We start from the raw sequence: 19,435 nt of genomic DNA on the forward strand, positions 1-19,435 counted from the left end.
GGGTTGGCTCCCTTTTCGTTTATTGTCATGCCCGGTGTCATCATTGCGCCGCGTCCTGCAGTTCATCGCCCGCGCGCGGCAGGGTCACGACGACGCAGGCCCCCCGGTGCGCGCTGGGGCCGAAGGGGTCGGCATCTTCCAGCCGCACCCGTCCGCCGTGGTCGTCCACGATCTTCTTGACGATCGGCAGGCCCAGCCCGGTGCCGCCTTCGCGGTTGGTCACATAGGGTTCGAACAGCTTGGCCCGGTCCGGCGGGAAGCCCGCACCGTTGTCTTCGACCGTCAGGCGCAACTGGTGGTCGAGGATTTCCAGCGACACCCGCACCTGTGCCCCTTCGTCCTCGGGACGATCCTTGCACGCCAAGGCCGCCTCGCAGGCGTTCTTCAGCACATTGACCAGTGCCCGCGAAATCAGCGTGGCGTCGAGATCGGCCAGCGCCGGTTCGGACGGCATGTCGCTGGTCATCTGCACCTCGGGCTGGCCCGTGGATTGCAACAGCACGGCGTCTTTCACCAGTTTGGTCAGGTTTTCGCGTTCGGGTTCCGGCACGGGCATCCGCGCGAATTTCGAGAATTCGTCGACGATGCGGCGCAGGTCGCCGGTCTGGCGCACGATCACATCCGTGAGCTGCCCCAGTTTCTCGGCATCTTCGGCCTCCAGCGCGCGGCCGAACTTGCGGTTGATGCGCTCGGCCGACAGCTGGATCGGGGTCAGCGGGTTCTTGATCTCATGGGCGATGCGGCGGGCCACGTCGCCCCAGGCCGCCATCCGCTGCGCCGAGACCAGATCGGTGACATCATCAAAGGCCACCACGAAGCCCTCGATCACGCGGTCGTTGCCAAACCGCATTCCCATGCGCACCAGCAAAATGTCCTGCACCCCGCCGCGCCGCAGCTTGACCTCCTGCTGGGCGAAATCCTCGCGCCCGTGGCGCAGGGTTTCAAGAAGCGGCAGGAATTCGGGCACGACCTCGGCCATGGCGCGCCCGGATACCGGTTCGTCCTCCATGAAGATCAGCCGCGCCCCGGACCGGTTGATGAAGTCGATGCGGCCATCCGCATCCAGCCCCATGACCCCGGCCGAGACCGAGGACAGCACCGAATCGAACAGGCGGCGGCGTTGTTCGTTCTTGGCATTGGTATCCAGCAGGGTCTGGCGCTGACGTTTCAACTGGCGGGTCATCTGGTTGAACACGCGGCCCAGGACGGCGATCTCGTCATCGCCCTTCTCTTCGCGCACCCGCACTTCAAGATTGCCCTCGCCGACCTGCTGCGCGGCCCCGGCCAGACGGCCCACCGGGCGCGACAGCCGTTCGGCGAACCACAGCCCCAGCCAGACCGCCGCCAGCATCAGCATGACGGCAAAGCCAAGGTACAGCAGCGAGAACTCGAACAGCATCCGGCCACGATCGCGCTCAAGTTGCTGGTACAGTTGCGCGGTCTGCTGGGTATCATCCAGCAGATTCAGCAAGTCGCCATCGACCTGACGCGACACCAGCAGATAGCGATCCACGAACGCGTCCAGATGGACCAGCGCCCGAAACTCGTTGGCATCCCAATCCTCGATCACCTGCACGCCATCGGTGCGCGACGTGGTCAGCAGCCCCTGTTCCGGCGCATCATAGCCAAACAGGTAGGAACGTTCGCCACGGGCCCGGATCTCGGCCTGTCCGTCGATCACATAGGCCTCTTTCAGTCCGCGCTGGATCTGCGCCTGCCCCTGCGCCAGCACCTGCCGGAACTCTCCGTCCGAGACCACGAACACCCGCTGCTGCTGGGCGTTCAGCAGTTCCGCCAGTGCGCTGGCATCGGTCTTCAGGTCGCGGCGCTGTTCTTCCTGATAGGCTTCGGCGGCGTCCAGCGAGGCGCCGATCACCGATTGCACCCGTTCTGAAAACCAGCCCTCAAGCCCCATGTTCACCGTCAGCCCGGCGAAGACCGCCACCAGAACCGTGGGGATCAGCGCCACCAGCGTGAACACCCCGGTCAGGCGCAGGTGCAGCCGCGATCCGGCGGAATGCGCCCGTCGTGCCGCGATCATCCCGGCGATGCGGTACAGCACCAGTGCGGCAAGGGTCAGGATATAGACGAAGTCCAGCAGCAGCACGAAGCGCAGGCCGCCGCTTGACGATCCCAGCGCCAGAGGCCCGAGCACAAGGAAGGTCGCCACGGCCAGGGTCGGCCCGAGGATCACCATGGCAAAGGTGGCCCCGGTTCGCACCCGTCGGCGGCGACTGAATTCGTTGAGCATGAGCCAGGTCGACCGACCCAGGTCTGCACGCATGCCGGACCTCGAACAGATTGATCGTCGCGTTGCCGCGGATGTCATACCTGCGGCAGGGCTGCAACGCCCTGTTGCACGCTTACATCAATTTTCGCCGGCGTGTCACGCGGATATCAAGGTCGGTGATCTTCTTGCGCAACGTATTTCGGTTGATCCCCAGCAGATCGGCGCATTTTGCCTGGTTTCCGCCGGTGGCATCCAGCGCGATCTCGATCAGCGGCATTTCAACCTCGCGCAGGATACGCTGATACAGACCCGGCGGTGGCAGCACGCCGCCATGCAGATCGAAATAGCGTTTCAGATGCGCCCCGACCGAGGCCGACAGCTTGTCGGTATCGGCAGCCCGCCCGCCTATCGGCTCCATCGCCGGCTGGTTGCCCAGCACGTGTTCCACATCGGCCTTCGAGATCTGATCTTCCGGGCTGGTCACCACAAGGCGGCGCACGGTATTTTCCAACTGCCGCACGTTGCCGGGCCAGGAATAGGCGCGGATCATCTCCATCGCGGTGTCGTCGAACCGACGGGCCGGGGCGCCGTCCCGCTCGGCGCGGGCCAGGAAATGATCGGCCAGAAGCGGAATGTCATCGACCCGTTCGCGCAGCGCGGGCACCTGCACCGTCACGCCGCTCAGCCGGTAATACAGATCCTGCCGGAAGCCACCGTCGTCGATGCGCCCGCTCAGATCCTCTTGCGAGGTGGCCATGATCCGCGGCGACGGATCGCCGAAACCGTCCAGCATCCGCACGACCCTGGCCTGCGCCTCAAGGTCGAAATCGCCGACCTCGTCGAACAGGATCGAGCCGCCGCGCGCCCGCGCCATCAGGCTGGCCGGGCCATCGACCCCAACCAGATCCGCCGCCGAGGCCACCACGAAGGGCATCGCCCGCCGATCGCTGAAGTCATGGATGGCGCGCGCGATCAGCGATTTGCCGGTGCCGCTTTCGCCCGAGATCATCACCGACAGTTCGGTGTTCATCACCCGCGCCACCAGCCGGTACAGCGATTGCATGGCCGGGGTGCGGCCCACCAGCGGCAGTTCGTCGGCGTCCTCGTCCACCGGATCGCGCTGCACCGGGGCGCGGCGCTTGACCTCCAGCGCGCGCCCGGCGCGTCGCATCAGGTCGGGCAGGTCAAAGGGCTTGGGCAGATAGTCGAAGGCTTCGGCCTCGGCCGCCTGGATCGCCGTCATGATCGTGTTCTGCGCCGAGATCACGATCACCGGCAGGCCCGGCCGCGCCTCGCTGATCTTCGGCAGGGTCTCCAGACCGTTGCCATCGGGCATGATGACGTCCGAGATCACAAGGTCGCCCTTGCCCTCTTCGACCCAGCGCATCAGCGTCATCAGCGAGGAGGTCGCATGCACCTTGCAGCCGGCGCGGGTCAGGGCTTGGGTCAGGACCGTGCGGATCGTGCGATCGTCATCGGCCACCAGGATCGTGCCATCCATCAGGGCGTCTCCGTCTCTTCTTTGGGGGCGACAGGCAGGGAAATGCGGAACACGGTGCGGCCCGGCGTGCTTTCCACGCCAACCCAGCCGTCATGATCCGAGACGATCTTCGACACCAGGGCCAGCCCCAACCCGGTGCCGTTTTCGCGACCCGATACAAAGGGATCGAAGATGTCGTCGACGATATCGGCGGGAATGCCGGGTCCGTCGTCGATGATCTCGACCTGCAGGGGCAGCCGCGCGTGGCTGCCATCGCTGCGGCGCACGCGCAGCGCCATGTCATAGAAGGTGCGCAGGGTGATGGTGCCGCCATTCCGCGGATCCGAAGCTTCGGCGGCGTTCTTCATCAGATTCTGGAACACCTGCAACATCTGGTCACCGTCCACATGGGTGTTGGGCAGCGAGGGATCGTAGTCCTCGACGATCCGCATCCGCGCCGCGACGCCAAGGGCGGCGGACTTGCGGGCGCGATCCAGCAGATCGTGCAGGTTCACCGATTTGCGTTCCGGCGGGCGCAGGTTGCCGAATTGCTCGACCTGGTCCAGCAGCTTGGTGATGCGCCGGGCCTCGCCCACGATCAGATCGGTCAGTTCCAGATCCTCGCCGCGCAGCCCCATCGCCAGAAGCTGCGCCGCCCCGGTGATGCCCGCCAGCGGGTTCTTGATCTCGTGGGCCAGCATCTCGGCCATGCCGATGGCCGATTTCGCCGCCGATTTCATCGAATTGGCGCGATCCATGCGCTCGGCGATCTGGCGCGGCTCGAACAGCACCAGAACCAGCCCCGGATCGCGCATCACCGGCCCGATCTGCAGGTTGCATTGCGCCGGGGCGCGGTTGCCACTGCCCACATCCACGTCGTTGATATACAGGCCCGCCCTGTCCGAACGCACCCGCGCGAAGGCATCCTCCAGCGGCGCATCGACCATCACCTTGTCCCAGACCGGAGAGCCGCGCACCGATTTGACCGAAGTGTTCAGGAAGGATTCCGCCGCCGGCGTCATGTCGAGGATCTTGTCCTCGGCATCGACCAGCACCGCCGGCACCGGCAGCGAGGCCCAAAGGGTGTCTCCCCAGGTCTCGGTCATGCGGCCATCTCTGCATGGGCATCCAGCGCCAGGGGCAGCAGGACATGAACCTGCGCCGGGGCGGTGGCGGTCAGAACTTCGCGCCGCAAGGGCGCGGGCGTGTTGGCGGTGTCCATGAACCAGCCCAGATGCTTGCGCGCGACGCGCAAGCCCAGGCTTGGGCCGTAGAAACGCAGCATGTCCTTGTGGTGGTCCTCGACCATGTCCACGAAATCTCTCCCTTGGGGAATCTCCGGCGCGGGCTGGCCGTGCAGATCGGCGGCGATTTCGGCCAGCGCCCAGGGCCGGCCTTGCGCCCCGCGTCCGACCATCACCCCGGCCGCGCCCGAGGCCGCCAGTGCCGCCCGAGCATCCGCACCGTTGCAAATGTCGCCATTGGCCAGCACCGGGATGTCCAGCGCATCGACCACCGGGGCAATCGCTGCCCAATCGGCCCGCCCCCTGTAGAACTGGCAGCGGGTGCGCCCATGAACGGTCAGCATCTGCACCCCGGCATCGGCGGCGCGGGATCCCAGCTCTGCCGCATTCAGGCAGTCGTGATCCCAGCCCAGCCGGGTTTTCAGCGTCACCGGCACCGACACGGCGGCCACCACCGCCTCGACCAGACGCAGCGCCAGATCCAGATCGCGCATCAGGGCCGAGCCCGACAGGCCGCCCACCACTTTCTTCGCCGGGCAACCCATGTTGATGTCGATGATGCGGGCGCCATTGGCCTCGACCATGCGCGCGGCCTCGGCGATCCAATAGGGATCGCGCCCGGCCAGTTGCACGGCGCTGCGGGTCTCGCCAAAGCCCAGTTCGGCGCGCTCACGCACGCCGGGCTTGGCCTGCACCATTTCCTGGCTGGCGACCATTTCCGACACCACCAGACCGGCGCCGAAACGGGACACAAGCCGACGGAACGGCAGATCGGTGATCCCCGCCATCGGTGCCAGCACCACGTTGGGTGCGATTTCCTGATGTGCCAAAAGAATGGACAACTGCTCAATCCTTACGCGAATGTCTCTTTTCTGTACGTGCCCCCTGCGCAATAGCAAAGTGGACGGGCGAACTTAAGACGCCTCAGCCCGGTTGTGCATATTTTTTAGGCGATAATCCCGGCTGTCGGGCATGGATTGTCTCTCACGGGTGCAAGTCCTAAACAATCGGCAACTGATCGGAGGATCTCATGACCGCCGCTGCTGTCATCGTTGCTGCCGGGCGCGGCACCCGCGCCGGAGGCGCACTGCCCAAGCAATACCAGCCCCTGCGCGGGGAACCGGTGCTGGCGCATACCCTGCGGGCGCTGGCGCGGCATCCGCAGATTTCGGCGCTGGTGGTGGTGATCCACCCCGAGGACGCCGATCTGTTCGCGGCCCTGCCCCACCCGGACCTGCCGCTGAGCGTGGTGCACGGCGGGGCCAGCCGCGATGCCTCGGTGCAGGCCGGGCTGGCGGCGGCACCCGACAGTTGCGACCGCGTGCTGATCCATGATGCCGCGCGACCGCTGGTCAACCGCGCGGTGATCAACGGCGTGCTGGCCGCATTGGCGACCCATCCCGGCGCGGCCCCGGCCCTTCCGGTCACCGATGCACTGTGGCGCGGTGCCGACGGGCAGGTCACCGGCACCCAGGACCGCACAGGCCTGTTCCGGGCGCAAACCCCGCAGGGCTTTCACCTGTCAGCCATCCGCGCCGCCCATGCCGCCCACCCCGGCGGTGCCGCCGACGATGTAGAGGTCGCCCGCGCCCACGGGCTTGACGTGGCCATCACCGCCGGGGATGAGAACAACATCAAGATCACCCTGCCCCAGGACTTCGCCCGCGCCGAACGTCTGCTGGGCGAACGCGAAGGAGCGCAGATGGATATCCGCCTCGGCAATGGCTACGACGTTCACAAGTTCTGCGAAGGCAACGGCGTTGTGCTGTGCGGCATCACCGTGCCCCACGACCAGGCGCTTCTGGGCCATTCGGATGCCGATGTTGGCATGCACGCCATCACCGACGCCATCTATGGCGCGCTGGCCGAAGGTGACATTGGCCGCCACTTTCCGCCCTCGGATCCGCAGTGGAAGGGCGCGCCCAGCGACATCTTCCTGAAACACGCGGTCGATCTGGCCGCCAGCCGGGGCTTTGCCATCACCAATGTCGATTGCACGCTGGTCTGCGAAATGCCCAAGATCGGGCCCCACGCCGCCGCCATGCAGGCGCGGCTGGCCAAGATCATGGGGCTGGAGGCCGGGCGCATCAGCGTCAAGGCCACCACCTCGGAACGGCTGGGGTTCACCGGACGGGGCGAAGGCATCGCCGCCATCGCAACAGCCGCACTGGTGCAGGCATGAGACTGACCCGTGCCATCTGCACCCTTGGCGGCGTCGGGCTGATCCGCCCGGCACCCGGCACCTGGGGCACCGTCGCCTCGATCCCGCTGGCTTGGGTCATTCACGGGCTGACCGGCTTTCCGGGCCTCGTCCTGGCCACGCTGATCGTCATTGCCGTCGGCACCTGGGCCATCGCGCAGGAAGAGGCGCTGACCGGGGCGCATGATGCGTCCGAATGGGTGATTGATGAGACTGCCGGGATCTGGATCGCGCTTTGGCCCCTGTCGGCGGGCCTGTGGCACGCGGGCGTGGATCCGTGGATCTTTCCCTATCCGGGCTGGATCGGGGCCTTCGTGATGTTCCGCCTGTTCGACATCTGGAAACCCGGCCCGGTGGGCTGGGCCGACCGCAAGAACACCCCCTGGGGCGTGATGCTGGACGACCTGATCGCGGGCGTCATGGCCGCCGTGGTGGTGGCGCTGGCCGCCGGGGTCTCGCACGGGTTGATGGGCCAGTGACCGTCGCGCGCATTCTGGACAAGGCCCGCGCCCGTGGGCTGCTGATTGCCACCGCCGAAAGCTGCACCGGCGGGCTGATCGCGGGCGCGCTGACCGAGGTCGCGGGATCGTCCGACGTGGTGGATCGCGGCTTCGTCACCTATTCCAACGCGGCCAAACAGGCGATGCTGGGGGTGCGGGCCGACACGCTGGACGCCCATGGCGCGGTGTCGGAACAGGTGGCGCGCGAAATGGCCGAGGGCGCGCTGGCCCGGTCGGACGCGCAACTGGCGGTCTCGGTCACAGGAATCGCCGGGCCGGGCGGGTCGGAACACAAGCCCGAGGGCCGGGTCTGCTTTGGCCTCGCCATGACCGGCCAGCCCACCCGGATCGAAACACAGGACTTCGGCGCCATTGGCCGAACGCAGGTGCGCGCCGCCACCGTGGCGCGGGCGCTGGACTTGCTGGAAGCTGCCCTAGACGCCTGACGCGCCGTACAGCGCCTTGGCGCGGTCCTCGAAGGCGCGCACGATGCGCTGCATGGCCTCGTGGAACACCACGCCGATCACCTTCTGCAACACCCGGTTCTTGAATTCGAAATCCACGAAGAAATCGACGTCGCAGCCGCCATCCTCGGCCGGTTCGAACACCCAATGCGATTTCAGGAACTTGAACGGGCCGTCCAGGTATTCGGTGTCGATCTTGCGCGCCTCGTCCCACAGGGTGACACGGCTGCCAAAGCGTTCGCGGAACACCTTGAACGAGATCACCAGATCCGCCTCCATCACCAGCGAGTCGCCCTTGGGCGTGCGCGACCGGATGCGGGCCGCAGCACACCACGGCAGGAATTCCGGGTAGGCGGCCACATCGGCAACCAGCGCATACATCTGGTCCGCGCTATAGGGCATATGGCGTTTTTCGGCGTGACGGGGCATCTGTGTCCTTTTGACGGCAAGACATTGGGCGCCCGTATCGTAAAGTTGCCCCGTGAAATCAAGGGGACGATATGTCAGACCGCAGCTATGTAATCGATCCGATGATCTCGGCCAAGGCCATTGCCGCCCGGATCGAAGATCTGGCCCGCCAGATCGAGACTCAATATGCCGGTGTCGACAAGCTGGTCGTGGTGGGAATGTTACGCGGCTCGTTCGTCTTCATCGCCGACCTGGTGCGCGAGCTGGACCTGGATATCGAGGTCGATTTCATCGAGGCCTCCTCTTACGGCGACTCCACCATCTCCAGCCGCGAGGTCCGCATCCTGAAGGATCTGCGCAGCGGCATCGAGGGCCGGGACGTGCTGCTGGTCGAGGATATCATCGACACTGGCCATACCATGTCGCACGTCGTTGGCCTGCTGAAGCAGCGCAAGCCGGCCTCGCTGCGCTCGATCGTGCTGCTGGACAAACCCTCGCGCCGCGAGGTCGATGTACAGGCCGACTGGACCGGCTTCCAGATTCCGGATGAATTCGTCGTCGGCTATGGCATCGACTACGCCCAGCGCAACCGCAACCTGCCCTATATCGGCAAGGTGCGCTTTACCGAATGATCCCGCCGGAATGGCTCATGCGGATGTCCAACCTGGTGCGGCGGCCGCCAAGCTGGGCGCAATTCCGGATCCTGCTGCTGATCCTCGCGCTCTGCGCTGCGTTCGTGCTGTGGGAACACCTGTACGGCTGGCCCGACTGGTTGACCCCGGACCGGGGCGTCGGGCGGCGCGGAGCCCCGATCACACCCCTGTGAGGCGGTGACCAAGGGGCAGGACAGCGGCCAATCAATGTGCAAGGATTTCGTAAACACTGCATTTCATTGTGCCGGAGCCTGCATGTCGCGTCTATTTCTTGGTCTGATTGTCCTGTGTGCTCTGGCCGGATTGGGGTGGGTCGTTTCTGCAGGGCGTCCCCTGCCCGAAAGCGCCGTCGCCGGGCTGACCGGCGATCCGGTGGCCGGACAAACCATCTTCACCGCCGCCGGTTGTGCCTCGTGCCACATGGCGCCGGGAGCCGAGGGCGAGGCGCAACTGGTGCTGTCCGGGGGCCAGAAGTTTCCCTCTGATTTCGGCACATTCATTGCCCCCAACATCTCGTCCGACCCCGATCACGGCATCGGCGGCTGGGACCTGGCCGATCTGGCGGGCGCCCTGACCCGCGGTGTCAGCCCCGAGGGGGAGCATTACTATCCGGCCTTTCCCTATACCGCCTACTCCCACATGGCGCTTCAGGACATCGCCAACCTGAAGGCCCATCTGGACACCCTGCCCGCGTCCGATGTGCCCAGCCAGCCGCACCAGGTGGGCTTTCCGTTCAACATCCGCCGCGCGATGTTTGGCTGGAACCTGCTGTATCTGTCCGACCACTGGGTGCTGCCGGTGGGTGACGATCCGCAACTGGCGCGCGGGCGCTATCTGGTCGAGGCGCTGGCCCATTGCGGCGAATGCCATACCCCGCGCACGGCGTTGGGCGGCATGGACATCGACCGCTGGATGGGTGGCGCGCCGGACCCCTCGGGCAAGGGCAAGGTGCCCAACATCACCCCGGCCGCGCTGGATTGGTCCGCCACCGACGTGGCCTATTACCTTGAAACCGGCTTCACACCCGATTTCGACAGTGTCGGCGGCCATATGGCCCATGTGGTCAGCAACATGGCGAAACTGACACCCGAGGATCGCGCCGCGATTGCCGCCTATCTGGGGGCCCTGCCGCCGGTGGCCTCTGCCCCCTGACCTTTTCACCCAAGCCTAGGAGACCCCCCAATGAAATTCCTGACCAGTCTTGCCCTCGTCGTGCCACTCACGCTTGGCACCATGGCCCTGTCCCATGCCGAGGAAACCAACCCGATCATCAAGGCGCGCATGGAAGCCATGAAGACCATCGGCGGCAACACCAAGGTGTTGGGCGACATGGCCAAGGGCGAAACGCCCTTCGACGCGGAAAAGGCACAGGCGGCTGCCGCCACCATTTCCCAGACCGCGGCCGAGGTGCCGGCCCTGTTCGAGGCGGAAGAAACCAGCGCGACCTCGGAAGCCCTGCCGGCAATCTGGCAGAACTATGCCGGTTTCTCCGAGAAAGCGGATGCGCTGCGCGTGGCAGCGGAAAACGCGGCCTCGCAGATCACCTCGCCCGAGACCCTTGGACCGGCGCTGGGTGCCATCGGCGGCACCTGCAAGGCGTGCCACAAGGACTATCGCGCCCAGAAGTGAGCCTTCGGCTTTAGCGCCAACCAGAGACAACAAAGGGGCCCGCGGGCCCCTTTTTCATGCATGAAGCTGTGTGCGGTCAGCCCTTGGCCAGCTTGGCCAGGCGGGCGTCGCGCAGCCGGGCGAAATCGTCGCCCGCATGATAGGACGACCGCGTCAGCGGCGTCGCCGAGACCATCAGGAAGCCCTTGCCATAGGCGGCTTTCTCGTAGGCCTTGAATTCATCGGGCGTCACGAAGCGATCCACCACGTGATGCTTGAGCGTCGGCTGCAGGTATTGGCCGATGGTCAGGAAATCGATGTCGGCGGCGCGCATGTCGTCCATCACCTGATGCACGGACTGCTTGTCCTCGCCCAGACCGACCATGATGCCCGACTTGGTGAACATCGTCGGATCCAGTTCCTTGACCCGCTGCAACAGCCGCAACGAGTGGAAATAGCGCGCCCCGGGGCGCACTTCCGGGTACAGGCCCGGCACGGTTTCCAGATTGTGGTTGAACACGTCCGGCTTGGCCGCAACCACGACCTCCAGCACGTCGTCCGAGCATTTCAGGAAATCCGGCGTCAGAATCTCGATCGTGGTGTCGGGCGCCCGGTGCCGCACCGCGCGGATGGTCTGGGCGAAATGCTCGGCCCCGCCGTCTTCCAGATCGTCACGGTCCACCGAGGTGATGACCACATGGTTCAGGCCCAGCTTCTTGACCGCATCGGCCACCCGGCCCGGCTCAAACGCATCCAGCGCATCCGGACGGCCCGTGGCCACGTTGCAGAATGTGCAGCCGCGTGTGCAGATCTCGCCCATGATCATCATGGTGGCGTGGCCCTGGCTCCAGCATTCACCGGCATTGGGGCAGCCTGCTTCTTCGCAGACGGTGGTGAGCTTGTGCTCGCGCATGATCTGATGGGTCTTCTTGTACCCGTCCGACATCGGCGCCTTGACGCGAATCCAGCTTGGCTTGCGCGGCTGGGCATTGTCGGGCCGATGCGCCTTTTCGGGGTGGCGCTGTTCGGGGATGTTCAGATCACGCATCACGTTCCTCCTCCAGTGCCGCATATATAGGCCAGACATGCTGACTTGTCCCGCGTCTAAAACGCATAGCCGCCATGCCCTGGCAAAAATCCCCGCTTCGGCCTTGTAACTGGTTTAGAACATTTCTAAATCAGAGTCATGCCGCAGCGCGGCAAATGTTAGCGTCTGATACAGGATAGTCCCCATGAAAGCTGGCCTCAAACTTCCCGAAGTGACCTTTCACACCCGCGTCCGCGATGACAGCATCGAAGGTCCGAACCCCTTCCGCTGGCAGGACAAGACCACTTCCGACTTTTTCGCCGGCAAGCGCGTGGTCCTGTTCGCCCTGCCCGGTGCCTTCACACCGACCTGCTCGACCTACCAGCTGCCGGGCTTCGAAAACGGCTTTGACGATTTCAAGGCCGAAGGCATCGACGCGATCTACTGCCTGTCGGTCAACGACAGCTTCGTCATGAACAAATGGGCCGAGGGCCAGGGCCTGAAGTACGTCAAGGTGATCCCCGACGGTTCGGCCGAGTTCACCCGCAAGATGGGCATGCTGGTCGCCAAGGACAACGTCGGCTTCGGTGCCCGGTCCTGGCGCTATGCCGCCATCGTCAACGACGGCACCGTCGAAGCCTGGTTCGAAGAGCCCGGCCTGGCCGACAACCACGGCGAAGATCCCTATGGCGTGTCCTCGCCGGAAACCGTGCTGGACTATCTGCGCGAAGCCAACGCCACTGCTGCTGCCTGATCGCAGCCACAGTCGCAGATTCGGAGCGGGCCTTTCGGGGCCCGCTTTTGCGTTTCGGCGGGCCGGTTATGCCTGCTGCGCGGCAGCCGTCTGCACCCGCCGTCCGGCACGCGTCAGCAGATCGGCCAGATCCTGCACCCAGGGCTCCTCTGCCGCACCTGACCGGCGCACCAGCGCCAGAACCCGGAACGGCTGTGGTGTCTCGAACCGGCGCAAGGCGATTTCGGGCGAGGCTGCGCATTCGCTGGCCAGCGCCAGTTCCGGCAACAGGGTCAGCCCGTGGTCGGCCGCCACCAGACGGCACAGCGTCGCCAGAGAGGCCGCCCCCAGATCGACCCGCAGGGCGTTGCGATCCAGCGCACAGACCTCCAGCGCCTGATCGGCCAGGCAATGGCCTTCATCCAGCAACAACAGATCGTCGGGATCCAATAGCGCGGGCCGCAGATGCTCCATCCGGGCCGCAACCCGCGCCAGACGCGGCACCGTGCCCGCCAGCAGGAAGCGGTCTTCGACCAGCGGTTGCGCAACCAACCGGGCATCCCGGTCGGGCTGCGCCATCAGCAGTGCATCCAGCCGCCCGTCCAGCAGTTCAGCCGTCAGGGTCGCGGTCTGCGCTTCGCGCACCTGCAACCGCAGCTGCCCCTGCGCCGCCAGATCCTCGAACACCGCCGGCAGCAGATAGGGCGCCACGGTGGGAATCACCCCCAGCCGGATCACCGCATCCGGCCCGTCACGGCGCGCCGCACTTTCCAGTTCCGTCACTTCCATCAGGATCCGTTCGGCCCGCGCCAGAACCGCCCGTCCGCGCGGGGTCAGCCGGATTTCGCGGGGCAGACGCTCCACCAGCCGCCCGCCAAGGGTCAGCTCCAGCTCCTTGATCTGGACCGACAGCGCCGGCTGGCTGACGTGCATCCGCTCGGCCGCGATGCCGAAATGTCCGGCCTCGACCAGAGCCTTGAAGTATCGCAATTGGCGCAGGGTGACCGTCATAGGCCTACCCTATGGATTCACCCCACTGGCGCAAGTTTCGCCTATGCGGCGCGCGGATCCATGTGCGGAAAACGGTGACCCCGCACAAGGGCCGGGTTCTGGGTGCTGCGGATGCCGATCAGCCGTTGCGCTCAGCTCAGGGACATGTCCCGCAGAACGTGGCGCGAGATTTCGCTCCGCCGCAGGCCCTTGCGTGCCAGCTGCCGGTCGGAAAGCGCATCCAATGCCGCCACCCGCTGCCGAAACTCATCCGACCAGGTCACCTTGTCGAACATCTCGGCAACCGCCTGAAGCGGACTGGAAAGGAAACCGGGGTTCGAAGCGGCCAGGGACTGGGCCATTGGGCAAACTCCTGCATGGTATACCATCGTATTCTTCCCGGGGCCGAGTGGTATCCCCAGCCAAGTCCCGCAGCAACACTCAGTTGCGCAAGCCAGCCCTGTGCGTTTTGCATGGCTGTTGGTGCCATCCTGCGCGCAGCACAGCAAAAAGGCGCAACGGCAAAGCCGTGCGCCTATCCTGTCCGGGCATCCGCCCTGGTCAGCGATCTCCCCGGTCCCGCCCATGGGCGGATGCAATCTCGGGTCAGTTGCGATCCCAGATGTCGAGCCGGGTCAACCGGTGGGCATTGTCCTGGGTGCAGGCCCGGATCGGCTCCAGCGCGGCACCAAGCACCTGGTCGGGGCGCAGCCCCTGCAGCGTGGCGCGCATCGCCTCATCCGCCGCCTGCACCATCGCGGCAGGCTTTTCCATGATCATCTGGGTATTTTCGCCCAACCCCATCGGCCAGAACCCCAGCATGCCCAGGGTGCGCATTGCGATCACCGTTTGCGCTTCCGAGGCCATCGCGGCCAGACTGGTGCCGGTATGGGTCACATCGTACAGCCAACCGGCGTCGACATTGGTTTCGGGCATTGTTGCGGCGGGATCGGAAGCCATCATGGCGCCTGCTTTCTTGTTCTACATGATCCCGGGTTGCCCGCGGGTGGGGCGGCCCGCCGGACCGGCAGGCCGAGGACCGCGCGACTGGCAGGCCGCACGGTCAAATCCAGATCAGCTCTGGCTGTCGGTCGGCTTCAGCGCGTCCGGAACCTGCGGCTTGGCCGGGGTCCGGCGACGGCGCGAGGTCGCATCCGGTGCATCGGGCTTGACGGTCGCCGGCTTGGCCGCGGCACGCTTGCGCGGGGCCGGTTTGGCCGGAACCTCGGCCGCTTCAGGGGCCTTGGTCGTTTTCGCGGCGGGCGCCGGGGCCGGAGCCGCAGCAGGGGCCGGTGCGGCCTTGGGCGCTGCCTTGCGACGCGGGGCCGGCTTCGGTTTCGGCTGCACGGGGGCTTCGGCTTCGACCGGAGCAACCGTCTGGGCCACAACGGTTTCGAGCGGCTTGGCCACAACGGTTTCCAGCGGCTTGGCATCCTGTGCCGGGGCGGGCTTCGGCGTCACCTTGCGGCGCGGCGCCGGCTTCACGGCATCGGGCACGGCCTTCAGGGACGGCTTTTCGGCCTTCGGCGCAGCGGGTTTGGGCGCCGGCGCGGGTTTGGGCGCATTGGCCACAACCGAACCATCGACCGCAATGATGTTCCACGACGGGAACATCGCCATCATCCGACGGGTCATCTCGACCTGCGTCGTGGTACTCCGAAACCAGAATTCCATGCTCTGGCGCCAGATATCGAGCGGCGTCAACATCATTTCACTTTCTCCATCTCTGCGACGGCCGAAAACCTCCGGCCTCGCCTTGGCTTTGTCTGCTGCCGGGAAAACCACAACGGTCCGGCACGGGTGGGGGTGACCCAGAAACCTAGCAACTCCACGAAGTCGCCGCGTTGCGCGCAATGGCGACGCCCCGCGGAAAAACCTTCTCTCCGCATGTGAGCACTCTTGCACATTGTGCAACTGCAGCATAGCGAAAATGCGGGGCATTTGCCGGTTTGATCCCGGATTTCGGCCATACCGTGACAATATTGCGGTGTTTTGCGCGTTTTCCCGCCGCTGGAGATTTCCGAAATGCTGCAATAGCACAATCGGACGGACGACGATGCGCGGCGAATCCACAAGGTGCCCCGCGTCACAGGCTCTGGCACCCCGCCGCGATTTTCGCTATGCGACGCCCATGACCCAAAGCCTGACCATCCGCCAGCCCGACGACTGGCATCTGCACCTGCGCGACGGCGACATGTTGCGCGCGGTGCTGCCCGAAACCGCCCGCCATTTCGGGCGCGCCATCATCATGCCCAACCTGGTGCCACCGGTGGTGACCCCGGCCGATGCCGCCGCCTATCGCGACAGGATCCTGGCCGCCAAGCCGCTGAACAACAAGTTCCAGCCGCTGATGACGCTGTATCTCACCGAAGAGACCGAGGCAAAATCCGTGCGTGCCGCCGCTGAAATCGGCCTGATCTCGGCGGTGAAGCTTTACCCGGCAGGCGCCACCACCAATTCGGCCTCTGGCGTGAAGGATTTCGACAAGGTCACGCGGGTGCTGGAAACCATGGCAGTGCTGGGCCTGCCGCTTTGTGTGCACGGCGAGGTCACCGATCCGGACGTCGACATCTTTGACCGCGAGGCGGTGTTCGTCGACACGGTGCTTGACCCGCTGCGCCGCCGCATCCCCAACCTGCGCGTGGTGATGGAACACATCACCACGAAAGACGGCGTCGACTACGTCAAGGAACAGCCCGAGGGCCAGATGGGCGCCACCATCACCACCCATCACCTGATCATCGACCGCAATCACATCCTCGTCGGTGGGATCAAGCCGCACTATTACTGCCTGCCGGTGGCAAAACGCGCCACCCATCGCAGCGCCCTGGTCGCCGCGGCCACCTCGGGCAACCCGCGCTTCTTCCTTGGCACCGACAGCGCCCCGCACACGGACGCCAACAAGGAAAGCGCCTGCGGCTGCGCTGGCTGTTTCACCGCCACCAACACGCTGAGTTGCCTTGCGGAAGTGTTCGAGCGTGAAGGCGCCCTCGACAAGCTCGAAGGCTTCACATCGCGCCACGGGCCCGCCTTCTACAAGCTGCCGGTGAACGAGACCACCGTGACCCTGGTGAAAGGCGACCCTGTCACCTACCCGGCCCGGATCGACACCGGCGAGGGGCCCGTCACCGTATTCGACCCCGGATTCCCGCTGCACTGGCGGGTTCAGGACTGATGAGGCTTCTTCTTGGAAAGAAATACTCATGCCTATCCCCCGGCCTCAGGCGTTTCGATTGTGGCTGGGCCGGAAATTTGAGTATTTGCGCCAAGAAGAAATAGGAAAGACCTTCAAACATGATCCCATCCTCCTATCCCGACAAGGCCGAGATCGCGCGTTTGACCGCGCGCATGCTGTTGGAAATCAAGGCGGTGCATTTCAACGCGGCGGAGCCCTTCACGCTGGCCTCTGGCCTGCCCTCGCCCACCTATATCGACTGCCGCAAGCTGATCAGCTATCCGCGGATCCGGTCGACGCTGATGGACTTCCTGTCGGTGACGGTGCTGCGCGAGGCCGGGTTTGAAGCGTTCGACAACATCGCGGGCGGCGAGACCGCGGGCATTCCTTTCGCGGCCATGGTGGCGGAACGTCTGGCCTTGCCGATGACCTATGTGCGCAAGAAGCCCAAGGGCTACGGGCGCAACGCGCGGATCGAGGGCGCGATGACCGAGGGCCAGCGGGTATTGCTGGTCGAGGATCTGACCACCGATGGCGGCTCGAAGCTGAGTTTCGTGGATGCGATCCGTGAGACCGGGGCGGAATGCGGGCATACGGCGGTCATCTTCTACTACGGGATCTTTCCGGAGACAGAAAAGACCCTCGGCGACCATGGCATCGCGCTGCATCATCTGTGCACCTGGCATGATGTTCTGGCCGAGGCCAAGGCGGCGCAGGCCTTCGATGCCGAAACGCTGTCCGAAGTCGAGTCGTTCCTCGACGATCCGCGGGCCTGGCAAGCAGCGCGCGGCTGACGCCCGTCTCGGGGCAGTTGCACCTTGAAGTTGAAGCCGGTCAGGCGCGGGCCTGCGGCGCGTGGCGCGACGGCTGGTTTCGTTGCACGGTCATGCCGGTTTGGGCGTCGTATGCGCTGCCGGTTGGGCGATGACCCCGGCCACCCACCCATATATTGACAGACAAGCCGCCCGCACCGCAAGATCGGGTAAGTCCACAGCACCCCACAGGATCTGCACAAGATTTCCACAGGGTTATCCAATTGCACCGACTCGGGGGAGCGCGTATCCCCCGAGCAACCCAGAAAAAGACGGCCCGGAGGCACAGGCATGAACGATTTGGCAGGGCTGGGGGCAGTGGTTCCGCGCGAGCAGGCGGAGGCCGAAGGCACACTGCCCCACAGTATCGAGGCCGAGCAGCAACTGCTGGGCGCGTTGCTGACCAACGATCAGATCTACGACCGCATCGCTTCGGTTCTGAAGCCCGAGCATTTCTTCGACCCTGTGCATCGCAAGATCTATGAGGCCGCCGCCGCGCGGATCGCCAAGAATGCGCTGGTCACCCCGGTGACACTGGCCACCTTCCTTGAGGACGAGGAAGGGCTGAAGGAGCTGGGCGGGCCGCAGTACCTTGTCCGTCTGGCGGGGGCGGCGATCTCCACCTTCGCCGCCAAGGATTACGCCGAGCTGATCTATGACCTGGCGATCCGGCGCGAGCTGATCGAACTGGGCCGCAACATCGCCACGCAGGCCAGCAAGGTCGATGTGGACACCGGCCCCAAGGACCAGATCGTTGCCGCCGAACAGGCGCTTTACAAGCTGGGCGAAAAGGGCCAGACCGACCGCGGCTTCACCTCGTTCCTGTCGGCGGTCACCGATGCGGTGAATGTGGCCAATGCCGCCTATATGCGCGACGGCGGGCTGGCGGGACTGGCGACCGGGCTGGACGATCTGGACAAGAAGCTGGGCGGGCTGCACCGGTCGGACCTGCTGATCCTGGCCGGGCGGCCGTCGATGGGCAAGACCTCGCTGGCCACCAACATCGCCTTCAACATCGCCAAGGCCTACCAGAAGGGCATCACGCCGGACGGCACCGAGGGCGCGGTCAATGGCGGCGTCGTCGGCTTCTACTCGCTGGAGATGTCGGCCGAACAGCTGGCCGCGCGGGTATTGTCGGAGGCCTCGGAAGTGCCCTCCGAACAGATCCGCCGCGGCGACATGACCGAGGCCGAGTTCCGCCGCTTTGTCGAGGCCGCCAAGACGCTGGAATCCTGCCCGCTGTTCATCGACGACACCCCGGCCCTGCCGATCAGCCAGCTGGCCGCCCGCGCCCGCCGCCTGAAACGCACCCATGGGCTGGACGCGCTGTTCGTCGACTACCTGCAACTGGTGCGCCCGGCCACCGCCAAGGACAGCCGCGTCAACGAGGTGTCCGAGATCACCCAGGGCCTGAAGGCCATCGCCAAGGAGCTGGACATCCCCGTCGTCGCCCTGTCGCAACTGTCGCGCCAGGTGGAGAACCGCGACGACAAGCGCCCGCAACTGTCGGACCTGCGCGAATCCGGCTCCATCGAACAGGACGCCGACGTGGTGATGTTCGTCTACCGGGGCGAATATTACAAAGAACGCGAAAAGCCCGCCGACGACAATCTGGAAGCCATGGCCAAATGGCAGGACGACATGGAGAAGATGCACGGCAAGGCCGAGGTCATCATCGGCAAGCAGCGGCACGGGCCGATCGGCTCGGTGGACCTGAGCTTCGAGGGCCGGTTTACGCGGTTCGGGAATTTGGTGAAGCCGTGGCAGCAGGGGGGTGGTGAAGGGTTTTAGGGTCAGGACCCATTGATTTCCGTTTGCTGGCGTGATTCACGGCTCAAAAACGAGCGGTGAACATGTCTGATCTTTTCTGGCTGACTGACGTGCAAATGGCGCGTCTTGAGCCTTTCTTCC

At 65.3% G+C, this 19,435-nt stretch carries 21 protein-coding genes; 11 read left to right on the top strand and 10 right to left on the bottom strand.

Annotated elements, in window-relative coordinates; genetic code table 11:
* Positions 1-40: 40 nt before the first annotated feature.
* From H8B03_RS07985 to dusB, 4 genes are all read right to left on the bottom strand, one after another.
* Positions 41-2,284: a PAS domain-containing sensor histidine kinase gene (locus tag H8B03_RS07985; protein ID WP_193141184.1), complete on the bottom strand. Its 2,244-nt coding sequence runs from the start codon at positions 2,282-2,284 to the stop codon at positions 41-43.
* 79 nt (positions 2,285-2,363) lie between these two features.
* On the bottom strand, positions 2,364-3,731 hold the full coding sequence (locus tag H8B03_RS07990) for a response regulator (RefSeq protein WP_193141185.1): 1,368 nt from the start codon (positions 3,729-3,731) through the stop codon (positions 2,364-2,366).
* Positions 3,731-4,816: a nitrogen regulation protein NR(II) gene (locus H8B03_RS07995; protein ID WP_193141186.1), complete on the bottom strand. Its 1,086-nt coding sequence runs from the start codon at positions 4,814-4,816 to the stop codon at positions 3,731-3,733. Before H8B03_RS07995 ends, H8B03_RS07990 begins: the two co-directional genes overlap by 1 nt.
* Positions 4,813-5,742 carry a tRNA dihydrouridine synthase DusB gene (gene dusB, locus H8B03_RS08000; protein WP_394355453.1) on the bottom strand — a complete coding sequence of 310 codons (930 nt, stop codon included), beginning with the start codon at positions 5,740-5,742 and terminating at the stop codon, positions 4,813-4,815. The genes H8B03_RS07995 and dusB overlap by 4 nt, the downstream gene beginning before the upstream one ends.
* A gap of 242 nt (positions 5,743-5,984) precedes the next feature.
* On the opposite strand from dusB, the gene H8B03_RS08005 reads away from it, so the two are divergent.
* Genes H8B03_RS08005 through H8B03_RS08015 form a run of 3 tightly spaced genes read left to right on the top strand, consistent with a single transcriptional unit; the run spans position 5,985 to position 8,100 of the window.
* Positions 5,985-7,136: a bifunctional 2-C-methyl-D-erythritol 4-phosphate cytidylyltransferase/2-C-methyl-D-erythritol 2,4-cyclodiphosphate synthase gene (locus H8B03_RS08005; RefSeq protein WP_193141188.1), complete on the top strand. Its 1,152-nt coding sequence runs from the start codon at positions 5,985-5,987 to the stop codon at positions 7,134-7,136.
* Positions 7,133-7,633, top strand: a complete 501-nt coding sequence (locus H8B03_RS08010; RefSeq protein ID WP_193141189.1) for a phosphatidylglycerophosphatase A — start codon at positions 7,133-7,135, stop codon at positions 7,631-7,633. The genes H8B03_RS08005 and H8B03_RS08010 overlap by 4 nt, the downstream gene beginning before the upstream one ends.
* Positions 7,630-8,100 (top strand): CinA family protein, encoded by a 471-nt coding sequence (locus H8B03_RS08015; RefSeq protein WP_193141190.1) that lies wholly within the window; start codon positions 7,630-7,632, stop codon positions 8,098-8,100. Before H8B03_RS08010 ends, H8B03_RS08015 begins: the two co-directional genes overlap by 4 nt.
* On the opposite strand, the gene H8B03_RS08020 is transcribed toward H8B03_RS08015, so the two are convergent.
* Positions 8,089-8,547: a type II toxin-antitoxin system RatA family toxin gene (locus H8B03_RS08020; protein ID WP_193141191.1), complete on the bottom strand. Its 459-nt coding sequence runs from the start codon at positions 8,545-8,547 to the stop codon at positions 8,089-8,091. The two genes, H8B03_RS08015 and H8B03_RS08020, sit on opposite strands and share 12 nt — an antisense overlap.
* Positions 8,548-8,618: 71 nt before the next feature.
* Here H8B03_RS08020 and hpt point away from each other — a divergent pair, with 71 nt between their 5' ends.
* From hpt to H8B03_RS08040, 4 genes are all read left to right on the top strand, one after another.
* Positions 8,619-9,158 carry a hypoxanthine phosphoribosyltransferase gene (gene hpt, locus H8B03_RS08025; protein ID WP_193141192.1) on the top strand — a complete coding sequence of 180 codons (540 nt, stop codon included), beginning with the start codon at positions 8,619-8,621 and terminating at the stop codon, positions 9,156-9,158.
* Between the two features lie 17 nt (positions 9,159-9,175).
* The gene (locus H8B03_RS08030) at positions 9,176-9,352 is read left to right on the top strand and encodes a hypothetical protein (protein WP_226925769.1); all 177 of its coding nucleotides are present in this window, start codon (positions 9,176-9,178) and stop codon (positions 9,350-9,352) included.
* An 82-nt stretch (positions 9,353-9,434) separates the two neighbouring features.
* Positions 9,435-10,331: a cytochrome c gene (locus tag H8B03_RS08035; RefSeq protein ID WP_193141193.1), complete on the top strand. Its 897-nt coding sequence runs from the start codon at positions 9,435-9,437 to the stop codon at positions 10,329-10,331.
* A 30-nt stretch (positions 10,332-10,361) separates the two neighbouring features.
* A complete protein-coding gene (locus H8B03_RS08040) occupies positions 10,362-10,808 on the top strand; it encodes a cytochrome c (RefSeq protein WP_193141194.1) in 447 nt (148 codons plus the stop codon).
* A 76-nt stretch (positions 10,809-10,884) separates the two neighbouring features.
* Here the strand turns inward: H8B03_RS08040 and lipA are convergent, their stop codons facing one another.
* Positions 10,885-11,835 (bottom strand): lipoyl synthase, encoded by a 951-nt coding sequence (gene lipA, locus H8B03_RS08045; protein ID WP_193141195.1) that lies wholly within the window; start codon positions 11,833-11,835, stop codon positions 10,885-10,887.
* A gap of 184 nt (positions 11,836-12,019) precedes the next feature.
* On the opposite strand from lipA, the gene H8B03_RS08050 reads away from it, so the two are divergent.
* On the top strand, positions 12,020-12,568 hold the full coding sequence (locus H8B03_RS08050; RefSeq protein WP_193141196.1) for a peroxiredoxin: 549 nt from the start codon (positions 12,020-12,022) through the stop codon (positions 12,566-12,568).
* 66 nt (positions 12,569-12,634) lie between these two features.
* Here H8B03_RS08050 and H8B03_RS08055 read toward each other — a convergent pair whose 3' ends face one another.
* The 4 genes from H8B03_RS08055 to H8B03_RS08070 all read right to left on the bottom strand — a co-directional run bounded on the left by H8B03_RS08055 (position 12,635) and on the right by H8B03_RS08070 (position 15,247).
* Positions 12,635-13,558 carry a LysR substrate-binding domain-containing protein gene (locus H8B03_RS08055; protein WP_193141197.1) on the bottom strand — a complete coding sequence of 308 codons (924 nt, stop codon included), beginning with the start codon at positions 13,556-13,558 and terminating at the stop codon, positions 12,635-12,637.
* Positions 13,559-13,689: 131 nt separating this feature from the next.
* On the bottom strand, positions 13,690-13,899 hold the full coding sequence (locus H8B03_RS08060; RefSeq protein WP_193141198.1) for a hypothetical protein: 210 nt from the start codon (positions 13,897-13,899) through the stop codon (positions 13,690-13,692).
* A gap of 244 nt (positions 13,900-14,143) precedes the next feature.
* Positions 14,144-14,500 (bottom strand): hypothetical protein, encoded by a 357-nt coding sequence (locus H8B03_RS08065; RefSeq protein ID WP_226925770.1) that lies wholly within the window; start codon positions 14,498-14,500, stop codon positions 14,144-14,146.
* A 111-nt stretch (positions 14,501-14,611) separates the two neighbouring features.
* The gene (locus H8B03_RS08070; protein WP_193141199.1) at positions 14,612-15,247 is read right to left on the bottom strand and encodes a hypothetical protein; all 636 of its coding nucleotides are present in this window, start codon (positions 15,245-15,247) and stop codon (positions 14,612-14,614) included.
* Between the two features lie 421 nt (positions 15,248-15,668).
* Here H8B03_RS08070 and pyrC point away from each other — a divergent pair, with 421 nt between their 5' ends.
* The 3 genes from pyrC to H8B03_RS08085 all read left to right on the top strand — a co-directional run bounded on the left by pyrC (position 15,669) and on the right by H8B03_RS08085 (position 19,315).
* Entirely contained in the window at positions 15,669-16,712 is a 1,044-nt protein-coding gene (gene pyrC, locus H8B03_RS08075) for a dihydroorotase (protein ID WP_193141200.1), read from the top strand.
* A gap of 119 nt (positions 16,713-16,831) precedes the next feature.
* Positions 16,832-17,506, top strand: coding sequence for an orotate phosphoribosyltransferase (locus tag H8B03_RS08080; protein WP_193141201.1), 675 nt, complete (start codon positions 16,832-16,834; stop codon positions 17,504-17,506).
* 309 nt (positions 17,507-17,815) lie between these two features.
* Positions 17,816-19,315, top strand: coding sequence for a replicative DNA helicase (locus H8B03_RS08085; RefSeq protein ID WP_193141202.1), 1,500 nt, complete (start codon positions 17,816-17,818; stop codon positions 19,313-19,315).
* The last annotated feature ends 120 nt before the right edge of the window (positions 19,316-19,435 follow it).

This window comes from Meridianimarinicoccus sp. MJW13, from assembly GCF_014901205.1.
In the GTDB taxonomy this organism is placed as follows: Bacteria; Pseudomonadota; Alphaproteobacteria; order Rhodobacterales; family Rhodobacteraceae; genus Meridianimarinicoccus.

Bases quoted from the DNA above. Each gene is read 5' to 3' on its own strand.
- H8B03_RS08060 (WP_193141198.1), bottom strand. From the start codon at position 13,899: ATGGCCCAGTCCCTGGCCGCTTCGAACCCCGGTTTCCTTTCCAGTCCG.
- H8B03_RS08065 (WP_226925770.1), bottom strand. From the start codon at position 14,500: ATGATGGCTTCCGATCCCGCCGCAACAATGCCCGAAACCAATGTCGAC.
- H8B03_RS08085 (WP_193141202.1), top strand. From the start codon at position 17,816: ATGAACGATTTGGCAGGGCTGGGGGCAGTGGTTCCGCGCGAGCAGGCG.
- hpt (WP_193141192.1), top strand. From the start codon at position 8,619: ATGTCAGACCGCAGCTATGTAATCGATCCGATGATCTCGGCCAAGGCC.
- H8B03_RS08035 (WP_193141193.1), top strand. From the start codon at position 9,435: ATGTCGCGTCTATTTCTTGGTCTGATTGTCCTGTGTGCTCTGGCCGGA.
- H8B03_RS08050 (WP_193141196.1), top strand. From the start codon at position 12,020: ATGAAAGCTGGCCTCAAACTTCCCGAAGTGACCTTTCACACCCGCGTC.
- H8B03_RS08055 (WP_193141197.1), bottom strand. From the start codon at position 13,558: ATGACGGTCACCCTGCGCCAATTGCGATACTTCAAGGCTCTGGTCGAG.
- H8B03_RS07985 (WP_193141184.1), bottom strand. From the start codon at position 2,284: ATGCGTGCAGACCTGGGTCGGTCGACCTGGCTCATGCTCAACGAATTC.
- pyrC (WP_193141200.1), top strand. From the start codon at position 15,669: ATGACCCAAAGCCTGACCATCCGCCAGCCCGACGACTGGCATCTGCAC.
- H8B03_RS08030 (WP_226925769.1), top strand. From the start codon at position 9,176: ATGCGGATGTCCAACCTGGTGCGGCGGCCGCCAAGCTGGGCGCAATTC.
- H8B03_RS08020 (WP_193141191.1), bottom strand. From the start codon at position 8,547: ATGCCCCGTCACGCCGAAAAACGCCATATGCCCTATAGCGCGGACCAG.
- dusB (WP_394355453.1), bottom strand. From the start codon at position 5,742: ATGGCGGGGATCACCGATCTGCCGTTCCGTCGGCTTGTGTCCCGTTTC.
- H8B03_RS08080 (WP_193141201.1), top strand. From the start codon at position 16,832: ATGATCCCATCCTCCTATCCCGACAAGGCCGAGATCGCGCGTTTGACC.
- H8B03_RS08010 (WP_193141189.1), top strand. From the start codon at position 7,133: ATGAGACTGACCCGTGCCATCTGCACCCTTGGCGGCGTCGGGCTGATC.
- H8B03_RS08070 (WP_193141199.1), bottom strand. From the start codon at position 15,247: ATGATGTTGACGCCGCTCGATATCTGGCGCCAGAGCATGGAATTCTGG.
- lipA (WP_193141195.1), bottom strand. From the start codon at position 11,835: ATGCGTGATCTGAACATCCCCGAACAGCGCCACCCCGAAAAGGCGCAT.
- H8B03_RS07990 (WP_193141185.1), bottom strand. From the start codon at position 3,731: ATGGATGGCACGATCCTGGTGGCCGATGACGATCGCACGATCCGCACG.
- H8B03_RS08040 (WP_193141194.1), top strand. From the start codon at position 10,362: ATGAAATTCCTGACCAGTCTTGCCCTCGTCGTGCCACTCACGCTTGGC.
- H8B03_RS08005 (WP_193141188.1), top strand. From the start codon at position 5,985: ATGACCGCCGCTGCTGTCATCGTTGCTGCCGGGCGCGGCACCCGCGCC.
- H8B03_RS07995 (WP_193141186.1), bottom strand. From the start codon at position 4,816: ATGACCGAGACCTGGGGAGACACCCTTTGGGCCTCGCTGCCGGTGCCG.